The 17351-nt window shown below is 59.9% G+C and carries 13 protein-coding genes and 1 pseudogene; 11 read left to right on the forward strand and 3 right to left on the reverse strand.

What is annotated here, in order from left to right:
* The 4 genes from A6U98_RS08125 to repC form a co-directional block, all read left to right on the forward strand.
* A partial coding sequence (locus tag A6U98_RS08125) for a tyrosine-type recombinase/integrase (RefSeq protein ID WP_156667820.1) occupies window positions 1-241 on the forward strand: 241 nt, incomplete at its 5' end.
* A gap of 492 nt (window positions 242-733) precedes the next feature.
* On the forward strand, window positions 734-1945 hold the full coding sequence (repA, locus tag A6U98_RS08130; protein WP_033182428.1) for a plasmid partitioning protein RepA: 1212 nt from the start codon (window positions 734-736) through the stop codon (window positions 1943-1945).
* A complete protein-coding gene (gene repB, locus A6U98_RS08135) occupies window positions 1942-2985 on the forward strand; it encodes a plasmid partitioning protein RepB (protein WP_033182427.1) in 1044 nt (347 codons plus the stop codon). The genes repA and repB overlap by 4 nt, the downstream gene beginning before the upstream one ends.
* Before the next feature lie 154 nt (window positions 2986-3139).
* Window positions 3140-4354 carry a plasmid replication protein RepC gene (gene repC, locus A6U98_RS08140; protein WP_033182426.1) on the forward strand — a complete coding sequence of 405 codons (1215 nt, stop codon included), beginning with the start codon at window positions 3140-3142 and terminating at the stop codon, window positions 4352-4354.
* A gap of 683 nt (window positions 4355-5037) precedes the next feature.
* On the opposite strand, the gene A6U98_RS36665 is transcribed toward repC, so the two are convergent.
* The 3 genes from A6U98_RS36665 to A6U98_RS08150 form a co-directional block, all read right to left on the reverse strand.
* Window positions 5038-5610 (reverse strand): hypothetical protein, encoded by a 573-nt coding sequence (locus A6U98_RS36665; protein WP_130671784.1) that lies wholly within the window; start codon window positions 5608-5610, stop codon window positions 5038-5040.
* Window positions 5611-5803: 193 nt separating this feature from the next.
* A complete protein-coding gene (locus tag A6U98_RS08145; protein ID WP_130671783.1) occupies window positions 5804-6199 on the reverse strand; it encodes a hypothetical protein in 396 nt (131 codons plus the stop codon).
* Window positions 6200-6437: 238 nt separating this feature from the next.
* Complete coding sequence (locus A6U98_RS08150) at window positions 6438-6932, reverse strand: ProQ/FINO family protein (protein WP_245485103.1); 495 nt, start codon at window positions 6930-6932, stop codon at window positions 6438-6440.
* Here A6U98_RS08150 and A6U98_RS08155 point away from each other — a divergent pair.
* The 7 genes and pseudogenes from A6U98_RS08155 (at window position 6931) to A6U98_RS08185 (ending at window position 17347) form a co-directional block, all read left to right on the forward strand.
* Window positions 6931-7296 carry a hypothetical protein gene (locus A6U98_RS08155; protein ID WP_245304490.1) on the forward strand — a complete coding sequence of 122 codons (366 nt, stop codon included), beginning with the start codon at window positions 6931-6933 and terminating at the stop codon, window positions 7294-7296. The genes A6U98_RS08150 and A6U98_RS08155 overlap by 2 nt on opposite strands.
* Complete coding sequence (locus A6U98_RS08160) at window positions 7297-7758, forward strand: hypothetical protein (protein WP_033182425.1); 462 nt, start codon at window positions 7297-7299, stop codon at window positions 7756-7758.
* A 528-nt stretch (window positions 7759-8286) separates the two neighbouring features.
* Complete coding sequence (locus A6U98_RS08165) at window positions 8287-10413, forward strand: ParB/RepB/Spo0J family partition protein (RefSeq protein WP_064649219.1); 2127 nt, start codon at window positions 8287-8289, stop codon at window positions 10411-10413.
* A 96-nt stretch (window positions 10414-10509) separates the two neighbouring features.
* A pseudogene (locus A6U98_RS08170) lies at window positions 10510-11166 on the forward strand (hypothetical protein).
* 72 nt (window positions 11167-11238) lie between these two features.
* Window positions 11239-12429: a hypothetical protein gene (locus A6U98_RS08175; RefSeq protein WP_033182423.1), complete on the forward strand. Its 1191-nt coding sequence runs from the start codon at window positions 11239-11241 to the stop codon at window positions 12427-12429.
* 105 nt (window positions 12430-12534) lie between these two features.
* A complete protein-coding gene (locus tag A6U98_RS08180) occupies window positions 12535-12789 on the forward strand; it encodes a DUF6117 family protein (protein WP_033182422.1) in 255 nt (84 codons plus the stop codon).
* 127 nt (window positions 12790-12916) lie between these two features.
* On the forward strand, window positions 12917-17347 hold the full coding sequence (locus A6U98_RS08185; protein ID WP_064649222.1) for a strawberry notch family protein: 4431 nt from the start codon (window positions 12917-12919) through the stop codon (window positions 17345-17347).
* Window positions 17348-17351 lie beyond the last annotated feature (4 nt).

The raw sequence follows: 17351 nt of genomic DNA on the forward strand, positions 1-17351 counted from the left end.
ACGGGCGATCGATCCGCAGTCGGTCAACGCGATCATCAAGCAGCGGGTGGAACTGGCTGGATTAGACCGTGGGGAGTTTTCGGCGCACGGGCTGCGGTCGGGCTACCTCACCGAAGCTGCCAATCGCGGCATCCCCCTTCCAGAGGCGATGGAACAGTCGCGACATCGGTCGGTGCAGCAGGCATCGAGCTACTACAATGACGCCACGCGTCGGAGCGGACGGGCTGCACGTATGCTTTGATTGCGGGAGGGGATTTTCTCAGATTACCGATAGTCACTTATGTGACATTCCCGACTCATCGCTACTCTATCGAAGAACGCCCGACCCGGGTCGTTTGCCCAGCAGTGCAAACCCGTGCAGCCATGCATCGCGCTGCATCCTCGCAGCGGCGGTTTTATGGCCTCTCCGGCGGTGATGATTCTCAATCATCGGTACGCCCGGATGCTAATCTGAGTTGCCAGATGGGTGGTCGCCACCGCAAAATGGCTCCCCTCCGCCTTTTTTTCAAAGATTCCAGTGTACGGTTGAAAACCGGATCTTGAGTTGCGGTGCTTATAACCGTTTGTTGTTGCTTAATAATGTTGAGATCTCTTGGCCTGAGCAACCGTCGTCATTAAGGTTCTGTTAACCCTAAATAGCTTGCCAGCCCGTTAGAATCGATGCTTATTGCAAGCAGCGGATTGAATAAGAAATTCCGCTGAAAAGCGCTATTTCAAGAAATCAGGTCCGGGGATGCCAAAAATCGCTGCAAAATTACCGCCAAAAGATGAAGACTTGATGGGGTTGATTGAGCGCCATTCTCGTTCCTTGTCGGCGCAACTGCAAGAGCATCAGCTCGCGACTTTTCCCCCTACGGCGGAAAAGGGCATCCGCACGTTTCAGCCAGCCGAGGCGGCCAAACTGGTCGGCGTGAAAGAGGTATATCTTCGTCAACTCGCAAACGAGCTGGAAGGTCTCCAGGTCAGCACCAGTCCGACCGGCCGCCGGTCATATTCTGTCGAGGACATGCACAAGATACGCAAGCATCTCGATCAGGTGGGCCGTGGCAATCGCCGCTATCTTCCACACCGCCGCGACGATGAAGCGTTGCAGGTTATCTCGGTCATGAATTTCAAGGGCGGGTCCGGCAAAACCACGACCGCTGCTCATCTGGCCCAATATCTCGCGCTTCGCGGCTACCGGGTGCTTGCCATCGATCTTGACCCGCAGGCGAGCCTGTCCACACTCTTTGGCAACCAGCCAGAAACCGACGTCGGCGCAAACGAGACGCTTTATGGTGCCATTCGATACGACGACGCCCGCCCAATGGCCGAAATTGTTCGGGCGACCTACATTCCCGATCTTCATCTGATCCCAGGCAATCTCGAACTTATGGAGTTCGAACATGATACGCCCCGGGCGCTGATGAAGCGGAAGATCGGCGATACCATGTTCTTCCACCGGATCAGCGAAGTGCTTGACCAGGTGGCCCCCAATTACGACGTTGTGGTAATCGACTGCCCGCCACAGCTCGGCTACCTGACCCTATCTGCGCTGACCGCAGCAACGTCTGTTTTGATCACCGTGCATCCGCAGATGCTCGACGTCATGTCGATGAACCAGTTTTTGTCGATGACATCGGACCTGCTTCGGGAGATCTCCTCCCACGGCGCGCGCTTCGACTATAACTGGATGCGCTATCTCGTCACTCGTTTCGAGCCGAGTGACGGGCCACAGAACCAGATGGTCGGATATCTCAGGGCGATTTTCGGAGAAAATGTTCTGAACTTCCCAATGCTGAAGACAACGGCCGTTTCCGATGCCGGTCTCACGAACCAGACCCTTTTCGAGGTGGAGAGAGGCCAATTCACGCGGGCCACCTACGATCGCGCGTTGGAGGCGATGAACAACGTCAACAATGAGATCGAGTCACTGATCAAGAAAGCATGGGGAAGAAAATCATGAGCAGAAAGGACATCCTCCGCACCCCCCAGCCGACTGGTGCCGTCGCGGTGGCGGCTGATAGACCGGTCAAGAGCCGAAGTATCCTTCCGCTCCTGGGCTCCCCGCCAGCGGAAGGGGCGACAGCGGCATCTTCGCGTCTCACCAGCCAGGTTGGCGGCGCTTTTGCAGAGGGCAAGGCTAGGTTCGAGCGCGCCGAAGAGATCGAAAAGCGCCTGGCAGAAGGCCAGACCATCATTGAGCTCGATTCGGGTACGATCGATCCATCTTTCGTTCAGGACCGCATGCCCGGTGAAATTGACGGTCTTGTCGAAGCGATCCGCGAACAAGGCCAGCAGATCCCTATTCTGGTGCGCCCTCACCCCGAGGCACCGGGGCGCTATCAAGTCGCATTTGGGCACCGTCGTTTGCGCGCAGTCGCGAAACTTAACCGGCCCGTCAAGGCGGTTGTCAGGGAACTGACCGACGAGCAGCTGGTAATTGCGCAAGGTCAGGAGAACAATGAAAGAAAGGACCTGACATTCATCGAAAAGGCGCGATTTGCCTCCCGGCTGACCGAACAGTTTTCACGAGATGTGGTGATGGCAGCGTTGTCAGTCTACAAAAGCGATCTCTCGAACATGCTGTCGGTGGTGACGCGCATCCCGACCGAAATTGTCGACGCAATCGGCTCGGCGCCCGGAATTGGCTTGAAAAGTTGGGTGGCTCTTGCCGAGCTTCTCACGCGCGACAGCGACCTTGAGCAGGCTTCAACTTTCCTGCGATCGCCCGAGGCGAAAGCCCTGCCCTCGCCCGACCGGTTCAAATCGCTCGTCGCCAGCCTCAAACCTGCACCCACCAAGCGCGGACTACCGGATCTCCTGACAACGGCAACGGGGCTCCGTCTGGCCCAGGTGACCAAAAGCAAAACCAAGTTGGACCTGTCAATCGATCGGCGCGAGATGCCAGAATTCGCAGCCTTCGTCTTGGAGCGCTTGCCAGCGCTCTTCGAGGAGCATCGCTCCAGAAACAGCGCTCAAGACCATTTGAACAACGGAGATTAGCGGAAAAAGAAAAAGGCCCCCAAAACGTCGCCGTCGTGGAAACCTCTTTCAGATCTAAGCAACCTGAGAATCGCACTTCCACGGATATTCGTCAAGAGTCTTTGGCACCGACTTGGTGAGCCGATTTCTTTTGCCTTTTGAAAGGTGAAAGACGATGCAAACAGGAAGTGTGACGACGCCCTTCGGGCGGCGATCGATGACGCTTGCCCTCGTGAAGCGCCAAGTCGCTACAAGAGAGATCAAGGCGGGAAAATCTGTCGAAAAATGGAAGGTCTTTCGGGACGCTTCTGAGGCCAGGGAAGCGCTCGGCCTGCAGTCGAGCAGCCTTGCTGTGCTCGACGCGCTGCTGAGTTTCTACCCGGAGAACGAATTGCGCCAGGAAGCACAGTTGGTGGTGTTTCCGTCGAACGCACAATTGATCCTGCGTGCCCATGGCATGGCTGGAGCAACACTTCGCCGTCACATTGCATTGCTGGTGGAATCCGGGTTGATCGTTCGGAAGGACAGCGCGAACGGCAAACGCTTCGCGCGTAAGAATAATGCTGGAGAAATCGAGAATGCCTTCGGTTTTGATCTCTCGCCAATGCTCGCCCGATCCGAAGAACTGGCTCTCATCGCTCAGAATGTCGTTGCCGCGCGGTCCGCTTTCAGGAAAGCCAAGGAGAACCTGACGATCTGCCGCCGTGACGTTCGCAAGCTAATTTTGGCAGCAATGGAGGAGGGAGCCGAAGGCGATTGGGCAGCCATTGAAGCAATATATGTCGAACTCGTTGCCCGCATCCCCCGTTCCCCGGCCATGATCGACGTAGCGGGGATTCTGGATGAAATGGAGCTTCTTCGCGACGAGATCATCAATCAGTTGGACAACCAGCAGAATTCACAATTTAATAGCACCAATGACGCTCAATTTGAGCAGCACATACAGAATTCAAATCCCGAATCTACCTATGAACTTGAACCAAGCTCTGAAAAAGAGCAGGGCGCAAAGCCGCGCAAACCCGACAAGCGAATGGTCGAGCCGCTGAAGGCTTTCCCTCTTGGTGTGGTGCTGAAGGCCTGCCGGCAGATTGCTGACTATGGGCCGGGCGGGGCGGTTGGAAGCTGGCGCGACCTCATGTCGGCCGCAGTGGTGGTGAGATCGATGCTGGGGATCAGTCCGTCTGCTTTCCAAGATGCGTGCGAGACTATGGGGCCGGAAAATGCCGCAGTGGCGGTCGGTTGCATCCTTGAGCGCGCAAATCTGATCAATTCGCCAGGCGGATATCTGCGGGATCTGACGCGGCGCGCCGAGCGGGGTGAGTTTTCTCTCGGTCCGGTAATCATGGCTCTGCTCCGCAACAGTGTTGGCAGGCTGCCTCAAGCAGTGTAGATCGCGGTTAGTTGCGACTAACCGCGCTAAAGGACTGAAATAGCAGGTATTTCTGGATTGCGTTTCCCTCGGTAGAACGAACTTTGCTGCCCGACCGCGAAATTCGCAGGGTTAGACGCGCAATACACGCATCGCGATATTGGATGCCCGGACGGGGGAAGTTTAGTGCTGGCTGTAGAGTTGCTGGTGTGAATCTTTGGTAATTTCTTTACCTACCATGGTCTGAAACACTCGAACGGGTCTGGCTTTCAGTTCTCAGACAATCGGGTGGAAGAGAGGCGCCTGCGTTCGCTGGAATAGTTCAACAGGCGTTGCTGACGGGAGCGCATTGGCCGGTTAGTCGTGACTAACCGCCTCAAGCGACTGAAATCACATCGGATTCACAGATGTTGACCAACGGTCTTCGTCGCCGCCAGGTTCTTCGAGTTGAGCGGCGCGCCGGCAATGAGCGCGCGGGCTTTTGAAAAGTCGACCCCGCGGTGCTTAAGCGTCCATCGTCGATAACTCGTGCATGAATACCCGCCTGTTCAATCGCGCCGAGCGTCTCTCTCAGGCGAGACACGGGGTTTCGAGCCTCGACAGTCGTGGCAAGCGCGAACCGCAATGCTCGGAACCCAAGGATTTCCGGATGGAAATTATTGGCGGAACCATGATGTGGCAACGTCATGACCGCAATTCGGTCATCAAAGCCTTCGAAAAACGTCCGCCATTGGCTGGCGCCATTTATCATGCCGAAGCGCGGCGTCGCCCGTGCCCAGCCAGCCGATGCCATCATGTGACCAGAAGAAGCGACCGTAGGGCGGTCCTTCGAGCGAGGAGCGCCATTGCCGGGATGGCTCGGTGTGGCTTGAGCTTGCGACGGCGCGTTGAGATAACGGCCCAGAGTAAAGTGACATCGAAATCGCATTGTGTCCTCCGGCAAAATGCCGGGTGTAGATTTCGACCAGCCGCTTGGCACTTTCCATAGAGCGTATGTGCTTAAGCAGCGATTTGGCGAGCTTTGCCTCGTCATTTCCCCGGAAATCAAGCACCTTTTTAATGTCCCTTAGAAACCGCCTTCGGGCGGGATCATTGACCGGATGGACATAGGGCAGGAGAACCCAATCGCCCCTGCGCCACGCGTCACCTGTAAAGGATTGCCACTCAAGCTGGAGATACGAGCCGGATGCAGCCACATAGGCGCCGTTTTGCGTCTCTCGCGCTGTCGGATCCGCAGGAGTGAGCTTTTCAGCGATCGGCCGGTGTGGGGCACGCAAGTAAGACGCCAGTCTGTTTGCCGACGAGCCTTTGGACGGAGCGTCATCAAATTGTATCCGGCGTCCAGCGGACGGGCCGTCGATCGGACCGTCCGGTTCCGCGCCACGCGGAGGAGGGATATCGTCAGGCCCGCCCGGTTGAAGGAAGATGACCCGCTCCGCACCTCTCCCAACCCACCAGGCTACGGGGCTCTCAAAGTAGTCGAGCGACGACGGGATACCGTACCGCGCTCAAAATCGGAAAGCACGAAAAGCAGCGCTCTACAGCATCCAGGTAGGGAACGATGACCGTCTTCGCTGGCTCCATTGCCTGCAGACGATCGATGCCGTTGATGTGATCAGCATGAAGATGTGAAACAAAAAGCACGTCCGTCTTTCCGTCGCATGCTGCCGGGTAGAGCGACATTTCACTGTTGAAAGCGTCGCTTCGTTCCGAGCCGCAGTCATAGACATAGGAAAAGCTTGTGACGGGGCGCTCATTGGCAGAGCGCACGCCGTCGGGCGACCCCTCGACAGTCGAGATCAATCCGGAGTGAAAGCCGCCATGGCCGACCGGGTGCTGGGTACGTGTAATTTTTGCGTGTTGCATCTATGTCCGGATTTTTAGGGGTGAAGATCCTCGTTGGCAGTCGAGGGTCTATCGTTTGAGAAGCGATTGGGGTGGTGGTCGACGTCGGCTCAAGAGGAGATGGACGAGGTGTGCTGCATTTTTCTGCGGCCGAGAAGGCTCGCATGTATCTGCTCTGATTTTGTCGCGCCTGGCGTCGAGGAAGGGGAGGATGAAGACGCTCTGTTCGCTCACCGCCGGTTGCCTTTTTGCTTCAAACCTAGAAACGGTTCTGCGCCGTCATGCAATCATCCTCGCTCAGGGCTTCCAGCGGCCTACCGTCCAGACCATGGCGAACGGAATTGGGCCGGGCGCTCGCGAAATAATATCGCTTGGAGTGGACAAAGGCAGCAAGCGCGCGGCGCAACGTCGTGATGCCAACACCGGGTTTCAAAAGCGGGCGAATTTCCTCAAAGAGCCCGATAGCAAAGGGTCGGATAGGATCGCCTTGCCTTCCCGGTAGGATCCCGACCTGGCATACCAGCAAGGCGTTTATGGCGTCTGCTTTCCGGATGTCGATCTGCGAAGCTACGATCGGGCCGCGGCTGACTATCCAAGGTTTTGTCATAGGTTCCAACCCAATCTTTTCTTCCCCTGCGAGGCTGGGATCTACATCGTCTAAGCTGTTCTTGTTGCAGAATTGCATATTGCGGCAGCCGATCTCAAGGCACGACTGCGCTTCATCCGTCTGTTTGGTACAGACCAGTCTGCGCATGAGCTATGAAATGCTCGCCCTCGTCTCTGCGGGAGTGGCGGTCCTTGGCAGAATCCTCTATATTGCAAACATGAGCGACGAACAGACCATATCGAAATCCACCAAGTCGGCCGTTGAGAAAGTCCTCCGTGATCGCCTCGGCCAGGCAGGGTTTTCTGGCGCCGACATTCGGGCCGATCGAGACAGCGATGGCGATCCCATCCTGCTCGTTGACGTGAATTATGCCTATTCGGACAAGCCGATCAGTTCGAAACTCACTTACGGTCTTTCGACTGAGGTGCGAAAGGCTTTGAGCGCCCTTGGAGAGACGCGGTTTCCGCATATTCGGCATCATTTCGACGAACAGCAGAAGATCGCAAGCTAAGTGTCGAATGATTTAATCGCCACCGCTCGGCGGCTTGCCAAGGCCAGCCCCAAGCGTCCACGCCAGTCCGACCTCAAACGTGGTGTCAGTACAGCTTACTATGCGCTGTTTCATGCGCTGGCTCGCGATTGTGCCGATCTACTGGTGGGGACAGGCGATACGCGCAGTGAACCGGCATGGGCGCAAGTCTATCGGACTCTCGAGCACGGTGTCGCGAAAAATTCCTGCAAAGCAGCGGCAGCCCGCGGCTTTCCGGGCAGTATTGTCTCATTCGCCGATACGTTTGTCATCCTGCAGGAAGAACGTCATCGCGCCGATTACGACCCGCTTGCGCGTTATGTGCGGGCAGAAGTCCTCGTTCTAATCGACAACTGTGAGCAGGCAATCAGAGATCTTGCATCGGCGCCACGATCGGATCGCAAGGCATTCGCAGTATGGGTTCTGCTCCAGAGAAAAAGATAGCGCCGTTTTCCTGGAACTGGTCAGGACGACGAACAGAACAAGAACATCGATGGATTGCGGACATAGGTCCTGTCTGGAAACGGTAACCTGAGTAGGTCTGGGGACGATGTCGCGCGCCCACCCTCGGGTGATAGGGAAGTGGCGAGAGCGGATTTCGCACACTGAGAGGCAGCCCGGGCCGCAAGGCCGTGGTGCTGCCGTTCGGCGTTGCTCCAATGGATGTCACAGACTGCCTAGCGGAGGTCTCGCATTCAGTGCGCTGCATGAGGGGTCAGGTGGAGGCGCGGGCACGGTTGACGGTGCGGCAGTGTTGGCAAAGCTGAAGCCAGGATGCGCCAGTCTTTATCCGAGGGGCTTCGATCCCCGACGCAGCATTACCGGGTCTTGACCGCAAGGGAAGCTTCGCTTGTCGAAGAGACGGTGGGACATGGTGGGGAGGCGATAGAGGGAGAGGAGGGAAGGGGAAAGCTGTGACGGATTGAGAGGGTTGGAGAGAGGCTCCGCCCGGTCCGTCATGGAGAAACCGACATGGCCCAGGCCATTCAGAAAATCACCCTCAGTGCAGCCCGGGATATTCCCTTCAACAAGCTGGTGCTCAGCCAGCAGAACGTCCGCAAGATCAAGGCAGGCGTCTCGATCGAGGACCTGGCGGAGGACATCGCCCATCGCGGGCTGCTCACCAGCCTCAACGTCCGCCCCGAACTCGACGACGATGGCAACGAGACGGGAAGTTATCGGATTCCGGCCGGCGGACGCCGTTATCGCGCCCTCGAGCGCCTTGTCGCGCAGAAGCGATTGGCCAAAACCGCCGGCGTTCCCTGCATCGTCAGCCAAGGCGAAACCCTCGAAGTCGAGGACTCGCTCGCCGAAAACGTCCAACGCGTCAGCCTTCATCCGCTCGATCAGTTCCGCGCCTTCCAGACCTTGCGCGAGCAGGGGCTTGGCGAAGAGGAGATCGCCGCGCGCTTCTTCGTTTCGGTCGCGACGGTCAGGCAGCGGCTTCGGTTGGCATCCGTCTCACCGCGGCTTCTCGATCTTTATGCCGAGGATGAGATGACGCTCGAACAGATCATGGCGTTCTCAATCACCAACGACCACGTTCGCCAGGAGCAAGTCTGGGACACGATCTCGCGTTCGCATAGCCGCGAGCCCTATTACGTCCGTCGGCTGCTGACCGAAACCGCAATCCGTGCCAGCGACCGCCGCGCCGTCTATGTCGGCATCGAAGCCTACGAGGCCGCAGGCGGTGTGACCATGCGCGATCTGTTCGAGCAGGACCAGGGCGGCTGGCTGCAGGATCCGGCGCTGCTGGAGCAGCTTGTGATGGAAAAGCTCAAGGCTGACGCCGAGGCAATTCGGATAAGCGGGGGCTGGAAATGGGTCGAAGCCGCCTTCGACTTCCCTTACGGCCACACGTCCGGCCTGCGCCGCGTCTATGGCGAGCAGGCCGAAATGACTGAAGATGAACTGGCCCGCTATGACGCGACCCGCGCCGAATACGACAAGCTCGATGCAGAGTATGCGGAGGCAAACGAATACTCGGAAGCGACCGAACAGGAGCTCGAGGAACTCGGCAGCGAACTCGACCGGCTCAACGACCGGCCATTCGTCTTCGATCCTCAGGATATTGCTCGCGGCGGCGTCTTCGTGTCGCTCGGCGCCAGTGGCGAGATCAAGATCGAACGAGGCTTCGTGCGTCCCGAGGACGAGCCGCAGGCTGAGGTCGATCCGTCGACTGATGGCGGCGACGGTCGTGCCGATCATGGCAGTGCTCTTGCGGTAACCGGCGCGGCCGGCGGCGAGGACACCCAACCGGACGACGAGGACGAAGCGATCAAGCCGCTTCCGGACCGTCTGGTTCTCGATCTGACGGCGGCGCGCACCGTCGCGCTACGCAATGCGTTGGCAAACAATCCTGTCATCGCCTTTATCGGCGTGCTGCATGCCCTCGTCCTGAAGACCTTCTACGTCTATGGTTCCGATTCGTGCCTGGAGGTGACGCTGCAAAGCGCTCGCTTCAGCCAGACGCCCGGCCTCGGCGATACAGTCTGGGCGAAGGAGATCGATCAGCGGCACGATGGCTGGGGCCAGGATCTTCCCAAAGATCCAAACGATCTCTGGGATTTCCTGATCAAGCTCGACGAGGTCAGCCGCCAGGCATTGTTCGCGCATTGCACCTCCTTGTCGGTCAACGCGGTGATCGAACCCTGGAACAAGCGGGCTCGGGCGATTGCCCACGCTGAGCAGCTGGCCCGCTCGATCGGTTTCGACATGGTGGAAGCCGGTTGGACGTCGACCGCCGACAACTATCTCGGCCGCGTCACCAAGGCCCGCATCCTGCAGGCAGTTCGAGAAGCCAAGGGTGACCAGGCGGCGGAGCTGATTGGCCATCTCAAGAAGACCGACATGGCCCGCGAGGCCGAACGGCTGATGACAGGCAGCAGTTGGTTGCCTGAACCCCTTCGCATGATGGTCGAGGGAGGCACCATCGAACACAACGCTGTCGGAGACACCATCGGGTCCGACGAGGGCGAGACAATCTTCGAAGCTCAGGACCTACCGGTCTTCCTGCTCGATGAGCCGGAAACGTCGGACGACGACACCGGCGATACGGAGAGGGAGATCGGCGGCGAGCATCTCGCCGCCGCCGAATAGTGACCCGACTCAGCCTGACCCGATCGTCATTGCGGTCGGGTCCTTTTCCCAATAGCCCGGCCATCGCGCCGGGCTTTTCCGTTTCAGGAGGCACCTATGCCTGACTTCACCATCGAGACCACCTATCACCTGCCGGTCTTCCGGCATCGCACCCATTCCGCTGACACGCTGGACGCGGCCTGCCGTGCCGCTATCGAGGACGACACTTGGGATATCGCCGAGACGGACTTCGATTCCTCGGGCGCAATTCATGTCACCGGCATCTGGGACGGTGCACATGCGGCCTATGCGGGTCCGCCGATCCAGATCCCCCAGCAATTCAACGAACCTGTTCAGCGCCGGGCGCGTCACTTCGAGATCCTGCTCGGATTGCTGAAGATCCTGTTCGATGATGTCGGTGCTGCCCGGCCACGTCGCTCGATTGGCTCGCTCGATCTGCCTGGGCGATTACACGAGGAGAAGCCATTCTCGCCGGAGACCCGGATCCTGAAGAAGCCGGTCAATCCGCCAAAGCCTTCCCACGTCCTGGTCAGGCTGCAGGAGGGTGGTGTGCGCGACGCAATCACCGCGGTGCTCGAAGTCGACCCGAGCTTTAAGGGTTTAACATCCGAGGCGGTGACCGACGACGAGATCCATGCTGCATGCCTCTCTGTCGCCACCACGATGGATTTTTCCGACATGGTCGGGAACGCCGAATTCCAGGCGGCGCTCTTGGCAATCCGGTCGGCGCACCGCCGGCTGGCTTCCGATTGATTCCTCTTCCCAGCATCCTTCTCAACCTCGCCCGGCCATCGCGCCGGGTTTCTGCTTATAAGGAGACAGCTTATGACCACTCTCACCTCCAACAACCTGTCCGCCCGATCCGCCTTCAAGGTCGATATCTCCCGCGGCGAACGGATCGGCCGCGTTTCGTCCGAATGGTTTTCCCGTCCTGACGATGAACGCTTCCTGTCGCTGAGCGATCTCTACGACACCGTCCGGTCCCGCGCCGAACGCGCCCATGCCCGAACGATCGAAAGCGCTGCGATCCGCGTCGAAGCAACGCGCGACAATGCCGAGCGGCTTGAGCTTCTCGTTCCAGGTCAGCGCCAAACGATCGCACCGACCCACTGGAGCTACGGCCAGCTTTGCAGCCTCGTGGGTGCTCCCGCCACCTATATGCGGCAACTGCCGGCGCCGCTTGCGGCGATCAACCTGCAGCATGGCCTGCTCAATCACCGCGCCGAGCTCGTCAAGACGCTTGAGATGGATGACGGCCGGCTGGAACTGCGCGCGGTGACCGGACCGGAATACGGTCGCATCTGGGACCACGAACTGGTCTCAGCGGTGATGAAGATCGCCGGTAACGGGACCGGCGATACGATGTGGAAAGTACCGGGCGTTCTCGACTGGGCGACGATGTCCCACAATCCTTTCGTCGACATCACCAAGGACACGACGACGCTTTATGGCAGCGACCGCGACGTCTTCCTGTTTCTGGTTGACGACACCCATCCGATCGAAGCCGGACGCCTGCCGAACGGCGAGCCCGACCTCTATTTCCGCGGCTTCTACGCCTGGAACTCGGAAGTTGGATCGAAGACGCTCGGCATCGCCTCCTTCTATTTGCGAGCGGTCTGCGCCAACCGCAATCTCTGGGGCACGGAGAATTTCGAGGAAATCACCATCCGGCATTCGAAATTTGCTGCTCAGCGGTTCGCGCATGAAGCAGCACCCGCGCTGACCACCTTCGCCAATTCGTCGCCTGCGCCCTTCATCGCCGGCATCAGGGCGGCGCGCGAGCGGATCGTCGCGCGCGAGGACGACGACCGCGAAAACTTCCTGCGCCGGCGCGGATTTTCGAAAGGCGAGACCGGCAAGGTGATCGAGATGGTGCTGTCGGAGGAGGGACGGCCACCGGAGTCAGTCTTCGATTTCGTGCAGGGCATCACCGCGCTGGCGCGCACCAAGACCAATCAGGACACGCGTCTCGAACTCGAAGGCAAAGCGAAGAAGCTGCTCGAGAGCGCTGCCTGACATGTTCATGCGCCCCTGGCTCAGGCCCGGCCGCGTCTGCAAATCCCATCGTCGTCATCCCAGAGCCCGGTCAAGCGCCGGGCCTCATTTTGTCTGGAGCACCCAATGGCTATCCCCGATCATGCCCGCACAAACTTCGACACGCTGCTGCGCGCCGCAGCCGATGGCAATCTCGCTCTGTTGGAATGCCTCGATGCCGCTACACGCGAGCCGCGTTACGTGCTCTGCGCTGTCGGCCGCACCAATGGCGAATACGTCTTTACGCCATTCGGCCATCTCGCCGACGGCAATCCTTACGACGCCTATCTGCCACCTAATCCTGACGATTCGACGGGCTTCATCGTAAGCGCGACGACCTAATCCTGACGATCGCCAGCAGTTCAAGCTGGCGATCCCAATCCCTCCCTGGCTGCCCGATTTCGTTCCTCCGACCTTCGGCAGGACGCTGGGCTCCGCTGTTCTTTCCTCACTCTTGGAGCATCCTTCGATGAATATCATCTCGCATCCTCAGAACATTTCCACCACTCCACGATCTCACGTCGCAAGCAGCGCTGAAGGCCTCATGGACGCTGCTGCCCAAGTCATGTTTCTTTTGGAACGGGGCAAAACTGTCGCCACCACAGACTTGCGGCAAATCATGAACAAGATTTTCGGCGGCAGCGACGCCGAGGGCGCCTGGCTCTGGAAGGAGGCCTATGAGGCGACTGAAATCGCCCAGGTGCTGTTCCTCCGCAAATTCCGCGCGATCGTATCCGGAACCCAGTCGCCCCAAGCGACGCTAGCAATGCTGACGAAAGTGGCAAACCTCATACCGACCCATACACGCCGATCCGAGGAGAGCCAGGCACGACAGCAATTCTCGACCCCGATCCCGCTTGCCTACGTCGTATCTCGTGCTGCCGGCGTCATAGCCGCTGACGTGGTGCTCGAGCCGTCGGCTGGGACCGGCATGATGGCGATCTTTGCGGAGCTTGCAGGCGCACGCTTGGCGCTCAACGAATATGCGGTGGTCCGGTACTCGCTGCTACAGCGGCTTTTCCCTGGCGTTCCGGTATCGCAGCACGATGCCGCGCATATCGACGATTACCTCGATCGTTCCATTCGACCGACCGTGGTGCTGATGAACCCGCCTTTCTCAGCCGGCGTTCACGTCGAAGGTCGCGTGGCAGATGCCGCCTGGCGGCATCTGGCCTCCGCATTCGCGCGCCTTGCTCCCGGTGGCCGACTTGTCGCGATCACCGGCGCGAGCCTCTCTCCCGACAATCCCGCATGGCGGGACGTTTTCGTGCGGCTGCAGGAGAAGGGTACGGTCCTGTTCACCGCAGCGATCGACGGGAGCATCTATGCCCGGCATGGAACGACGAAGGAAACGCGCCTGATCGTGATCGACAAGATCCAGGCGGGCGATCCTTCGAAGCTGGTGACGTCGAAGGGTACCGCGCACGATCTCGAAACACTGCTCACCTGGATCACCGGCCTTCCGCCCCGCGCGCCCGCGGCGGCGTCGAACTCCATCGGTGCGCTCTCCAACGGTAGCCTGCGCGCGGACACGATGCGTCCAGCAGCGGTTGCCGCCCCGGCGTATCGCCCCGCGGTCGGAGGACAGGCGCAGCCTGCAGCAACGGTCCGTCCGATACCCGTCGATGACGAGATCATCGAACTCTCCTACGAACTGCGGGACGCTCGGCCGAAGGATGAGGCAAACGCTGCTGACGGTATCTACGAGACCTACCGGCTGCAGTCGATCCACGTTCCCGACGCAAAACCTCATCCTGACACGCTGGTCGAATCGGTTGCGATGGCCTCGGTCGCACCGCCGAAGCCGAGCTATCGCCCGCACCTGCCGAAGCGCATCGTCACCAACGGTGATCTCTCCGACGCCCAGCTCGAAAGCGTCATCTATGCCGGCGAAGCCCATTCCCGTTACCTCGCTGGCCATTGGAGCGCCGATGCCTCCTTCGACAATCTCAAGGCTGTGGCGCCCGACGTTGAGGATGCCGTTCGTTTTCGCCGTGGGTGGTTTCTCGGCGACGGAACCGGGGCCGGCAAGGGCCGCCAGGCTGCCGGCATCATTCTCGACAACTGGCTGAAGGGCCGCCGTCGCCACGTCTGGATTTCCAAGTCAGACAAGCTGATCGAGGACGCGCAGCGCGACTGGAGCGCGTTGGGCCAAGAAAAGCTGCTGGTCACACCTCTGTCCCGTTTCCGGCAGGGCAAGCCGATCAAGCTGGAGGAAGGCATCCTCTTCACCACCTTTGCGACGCTGCGCAGCGATGAGCGCGAGGGCAAGCGATCACGGGTTCAGCAGATCGTCGACTGGTTAGGTCAAGAGGCGGGGAGCGGCAAAGACGGGACTGGAAATGCAAAGAGCTTCGATGGTGTTGTCGTCTTTGACGAAGGCCACGCCATGGCCAATGCCGCCGGCGGCAAGACTGAGCGCGGCGACAAGGCGGCATCGCAACAGGGCAGGGCGGGACTTCGCCTGCAACGTGCCGTTCCGGACGCCCGCGTCGTCTACGTCTCGGCAACCGGCGCAACAGACGTTGAATCCCTTGCTTATGCCGAACGACTCGGTCTCTGGGGCAGCAGCGACTTTCCCTTCCCGAGCCGCTCCGAGTTCATCGCGGCTATCGAGGATGGCGGTGTTGCGGCGATGGAAGTGCTGGCCCGAGACTTGAAGGCAATGGGTCTCTACGCATCGCGGTCGCTCTCCTTCGAGGGCGTCGAATATGAGATCCTCGAGCACGAGCTCACCGAGGAACAGATCCGCATCTACGACGCCTATGCCGAGGTGTTCCAGGTCATCCACAACCATCTCGATGCTGCCATGGAGGCGTCCGGCATAATCGGCAAAACCGGGACGTTGAACAGACAAGCCAAGGCGGCCGCACGTTCGGCCTTCGAGAGCTCGAAGCAGCGCTTCTTCAATCATCTCCTCACCAGCATGAAGACGCCGGCATTGCTCGCGGTGACCGCCGGGGATTTGGAGGACGGCCATGCCGCCATCATCCAGATCGTCTCGACGGGCGCGGCTTTGACCGAGCGCCGGCTGGCACAGATCCCGACCGAGGAATGGGGCGATCTGCAGGTCGACGTGACGCCGCGGGAATATGTCATCGACTACCTCATGCACTCCTTTCCCGTGCAGCTCTTCGAGGAATTCTCCGACGCTGAGGGCAATCTCAGCTCCCGGCCTGTTCATGACGCAAACGGCAACCCAGTGATCTGCCGGGAGGCCGAACGCCGCCGCGACGAACTGGTCGAAACCTTGGGCAGCCTGGCGGCGATCCCGACGGCTCTCGACCAGATCGTCCAGCACTTCGGCACCAGCCAGGTCGCCGAGATCACCGGCCGCTCGCGCCGCATCGTTCGCCGCGAAGACGGCAGCACGATCGCCCGCTATGCCGTGCAGAACCGGCCGGGCAGCGCCAATCTCGACGAGGCCCGCGCCTTCATGGACGACGAGAAAGGCATTCTCGTCTTCAGCGACGCCGGCGGGACCGGCAGATCCTATCACGCCGATCTCACGGCAAAAAATCAGCGCCTGCGTCTCCACAACCTTCTGGAAGCCGGGTGGCGCGCCGACGTGGCGATCCAAGGCCTCGGGCGCAGCCATCGCACCAACCAGAAACAGCCGCCGCGCTTCCGGATGATTGCTACCAACGTCAAGGCGGAGAGGCGGTTCTTGTCGACCATCGCCCGGCGTCTCGACACGCTTGGCGCCATCACCCGTGGCCAGCGTCAGACCGGCGGGCAGGGCATGTTTCGCAGCGAAGACAATCTTGAATCCCAATATGCCCGCGACGCGCTGCGGCAATTCTACGGACTGCTGCATGCTGGCAGGATCGAAGGCTGCTCGCTGGAAACGTTCGAAAGCATCACCGGCCTGTCGCTGACATCAGAGGAGGGCGGATTGAAGGATGAGCTGCCACCCATCCAGACCTTCCTCAATCGCATGCTGGCGCTGACCATCACCATGCAGAACGTGCTGTTCGAGGCCTTCGAGCAGCTGCTCGCCGCCCGCATCGAGGGGGCGATTGCTGCCGGCATTTACGACAAGGGCCTGGAGACGATCACCGCAGACAGCATGACGGTCACCGACCGCCGGCTGATCTACACGCATCCGGTCACCGGCGCGCGGTCGCATCTCTTGACCATCGAGCGCAGGGATCGCAATGCGCCGATGCAGCTCGAGGACGTTCAGACCCTTGTGAGCCAGGATCCGCGCGCGAAGCTGATGATCAACGGCAAGTCGGGCCGGGCAGCCGTGACGGTCCCGACCCGCTCCATCATGCTGGAAGACGGCTCCATTCAGCCGCGCGTCTCGCTAATCCGGCCGACGGATGAGCTCCGCTTCGAAGTCCGGCAGCTCGAAGAGACCAGCTGGCAGGAAATAGACGAGCAGGCTTTCGCAAATGCCTGGGATGCCGAGGTTGCCGCCGTGCCCGAATTCTCGACGTCCACGGTGCACATCGTCAGCGGATTGCTGCTGCCGATCTGGAAACTGCTGCCACAGGATTTCTGCCGGGTGCGGCGTCTGCAGACCGATGACGGCGAGCGGATCGTCGGCCGCGTCATTGCTCCGGATCGGCTCGCTGGCCTTTGCCGCAACTTCGGGATCGATCAGACGCAAGTGCTGAGCGGCGACCAAGCGTGGGCGGCGCTGGTCGACGGATCCTCGATTGTCGGTCTTGCCGGTGACATGACGCTCCGCCGCGTGCGTGTGATGAACGAGTACCGCGTCGAACTGACCGGCTTTACCGACGGCATGCGCGACTGGCTGCGGTCTATCGGCCTGTTCTCCGAGATGATCAATTGGAAGCTGCGCTTCTTCGTGCCGCTGACAGATGAGGGTGCGGAGATACTGTCGAAGCTGATGCAGCGTCATCGCCTCATCGACATTGCGCGCCGGTCGTGACGGA

This window comes from Rhizobium sp. WYCCWR10014 (assembly GCF_001657485.1).
Lineage (GTDB): Bacteria > Pseudomonadota > Alphaproteobacteria > Rhizobiales > Rhizobiaceae > Rhizobium.

Excerpts from the sequence above, each read along its gene's own strand:
- repA (WP_033182428.1), top strand. The coding sequence starts at position 734 with ATGCCAAAAATCGCTGCAAAATTACCGCCAAAAGATGAAGACTTGATG.
- repB (WP_033182427.1), top strand. The coding sequence starts at position 1,942 with ATGAGCAGAAAGGACATCCTCCGCACCCCCCAGCCGACTGGTGCCGTC.
- repC (WP_033182426.1), top strand. The coding sequence starts at position 3,140 with ATGCAAACAGGAAGTGTGACGACGCCCTTCGGGCGGCGATCGATGACG.
- A6U98_RS08145 (WP_130671783.1), bottom strand. The coding sequence starts at position 6,199 with ATGCAACACGCAAAAATTACACGTACCCAGCACCCGGTCGGCCATGGC.
- A6U98_RS08155 (WP_245304490.1), top strand. The coding sequence starts at position 6,931 with ATGAGCTATGAAATGCTCGCCCTCGTCTCTGCGGGAGTGGCGGTCCTT.
- A6U98_RS08150 (WP_245485103.1), bottom strand. The coding sequence starts at position 6,932 with ATGCGCAGACTGGTCTGTACCAAACAGACGGATGAAGCGCAGTCGTGC.
- A6U98_RS08165 (WP_064649219.1), top strand. The coding sequence starts at position 8,287 with ATGGCCCAGGCCATTCAGAAAATCACCCTCAGTGCAGCCCGGGATATT.
- A6U98_RS08175 (WP_033182423.1), top strand. The coding sequence starts at position 11,239 with ATGACCACTCTCACCTCCAACAACCTGTCCGCCCGATCCGCCTTCAAG.
- A6U98_RS08180 (WP_033182422.1), top strand. The coding sequence starts at position 12,535 with ATGGCTATCCCCGATCATGCCCGCACAAACTTCGACACGCTGCTGCGC.
- A6U98_RS08185 (WP_064649222.1), top strand. The coding sequence starts at position 12,917 with ATGAATATCATCTCGCATCCTCAGAACATTTCCACCACTCCACGATCT.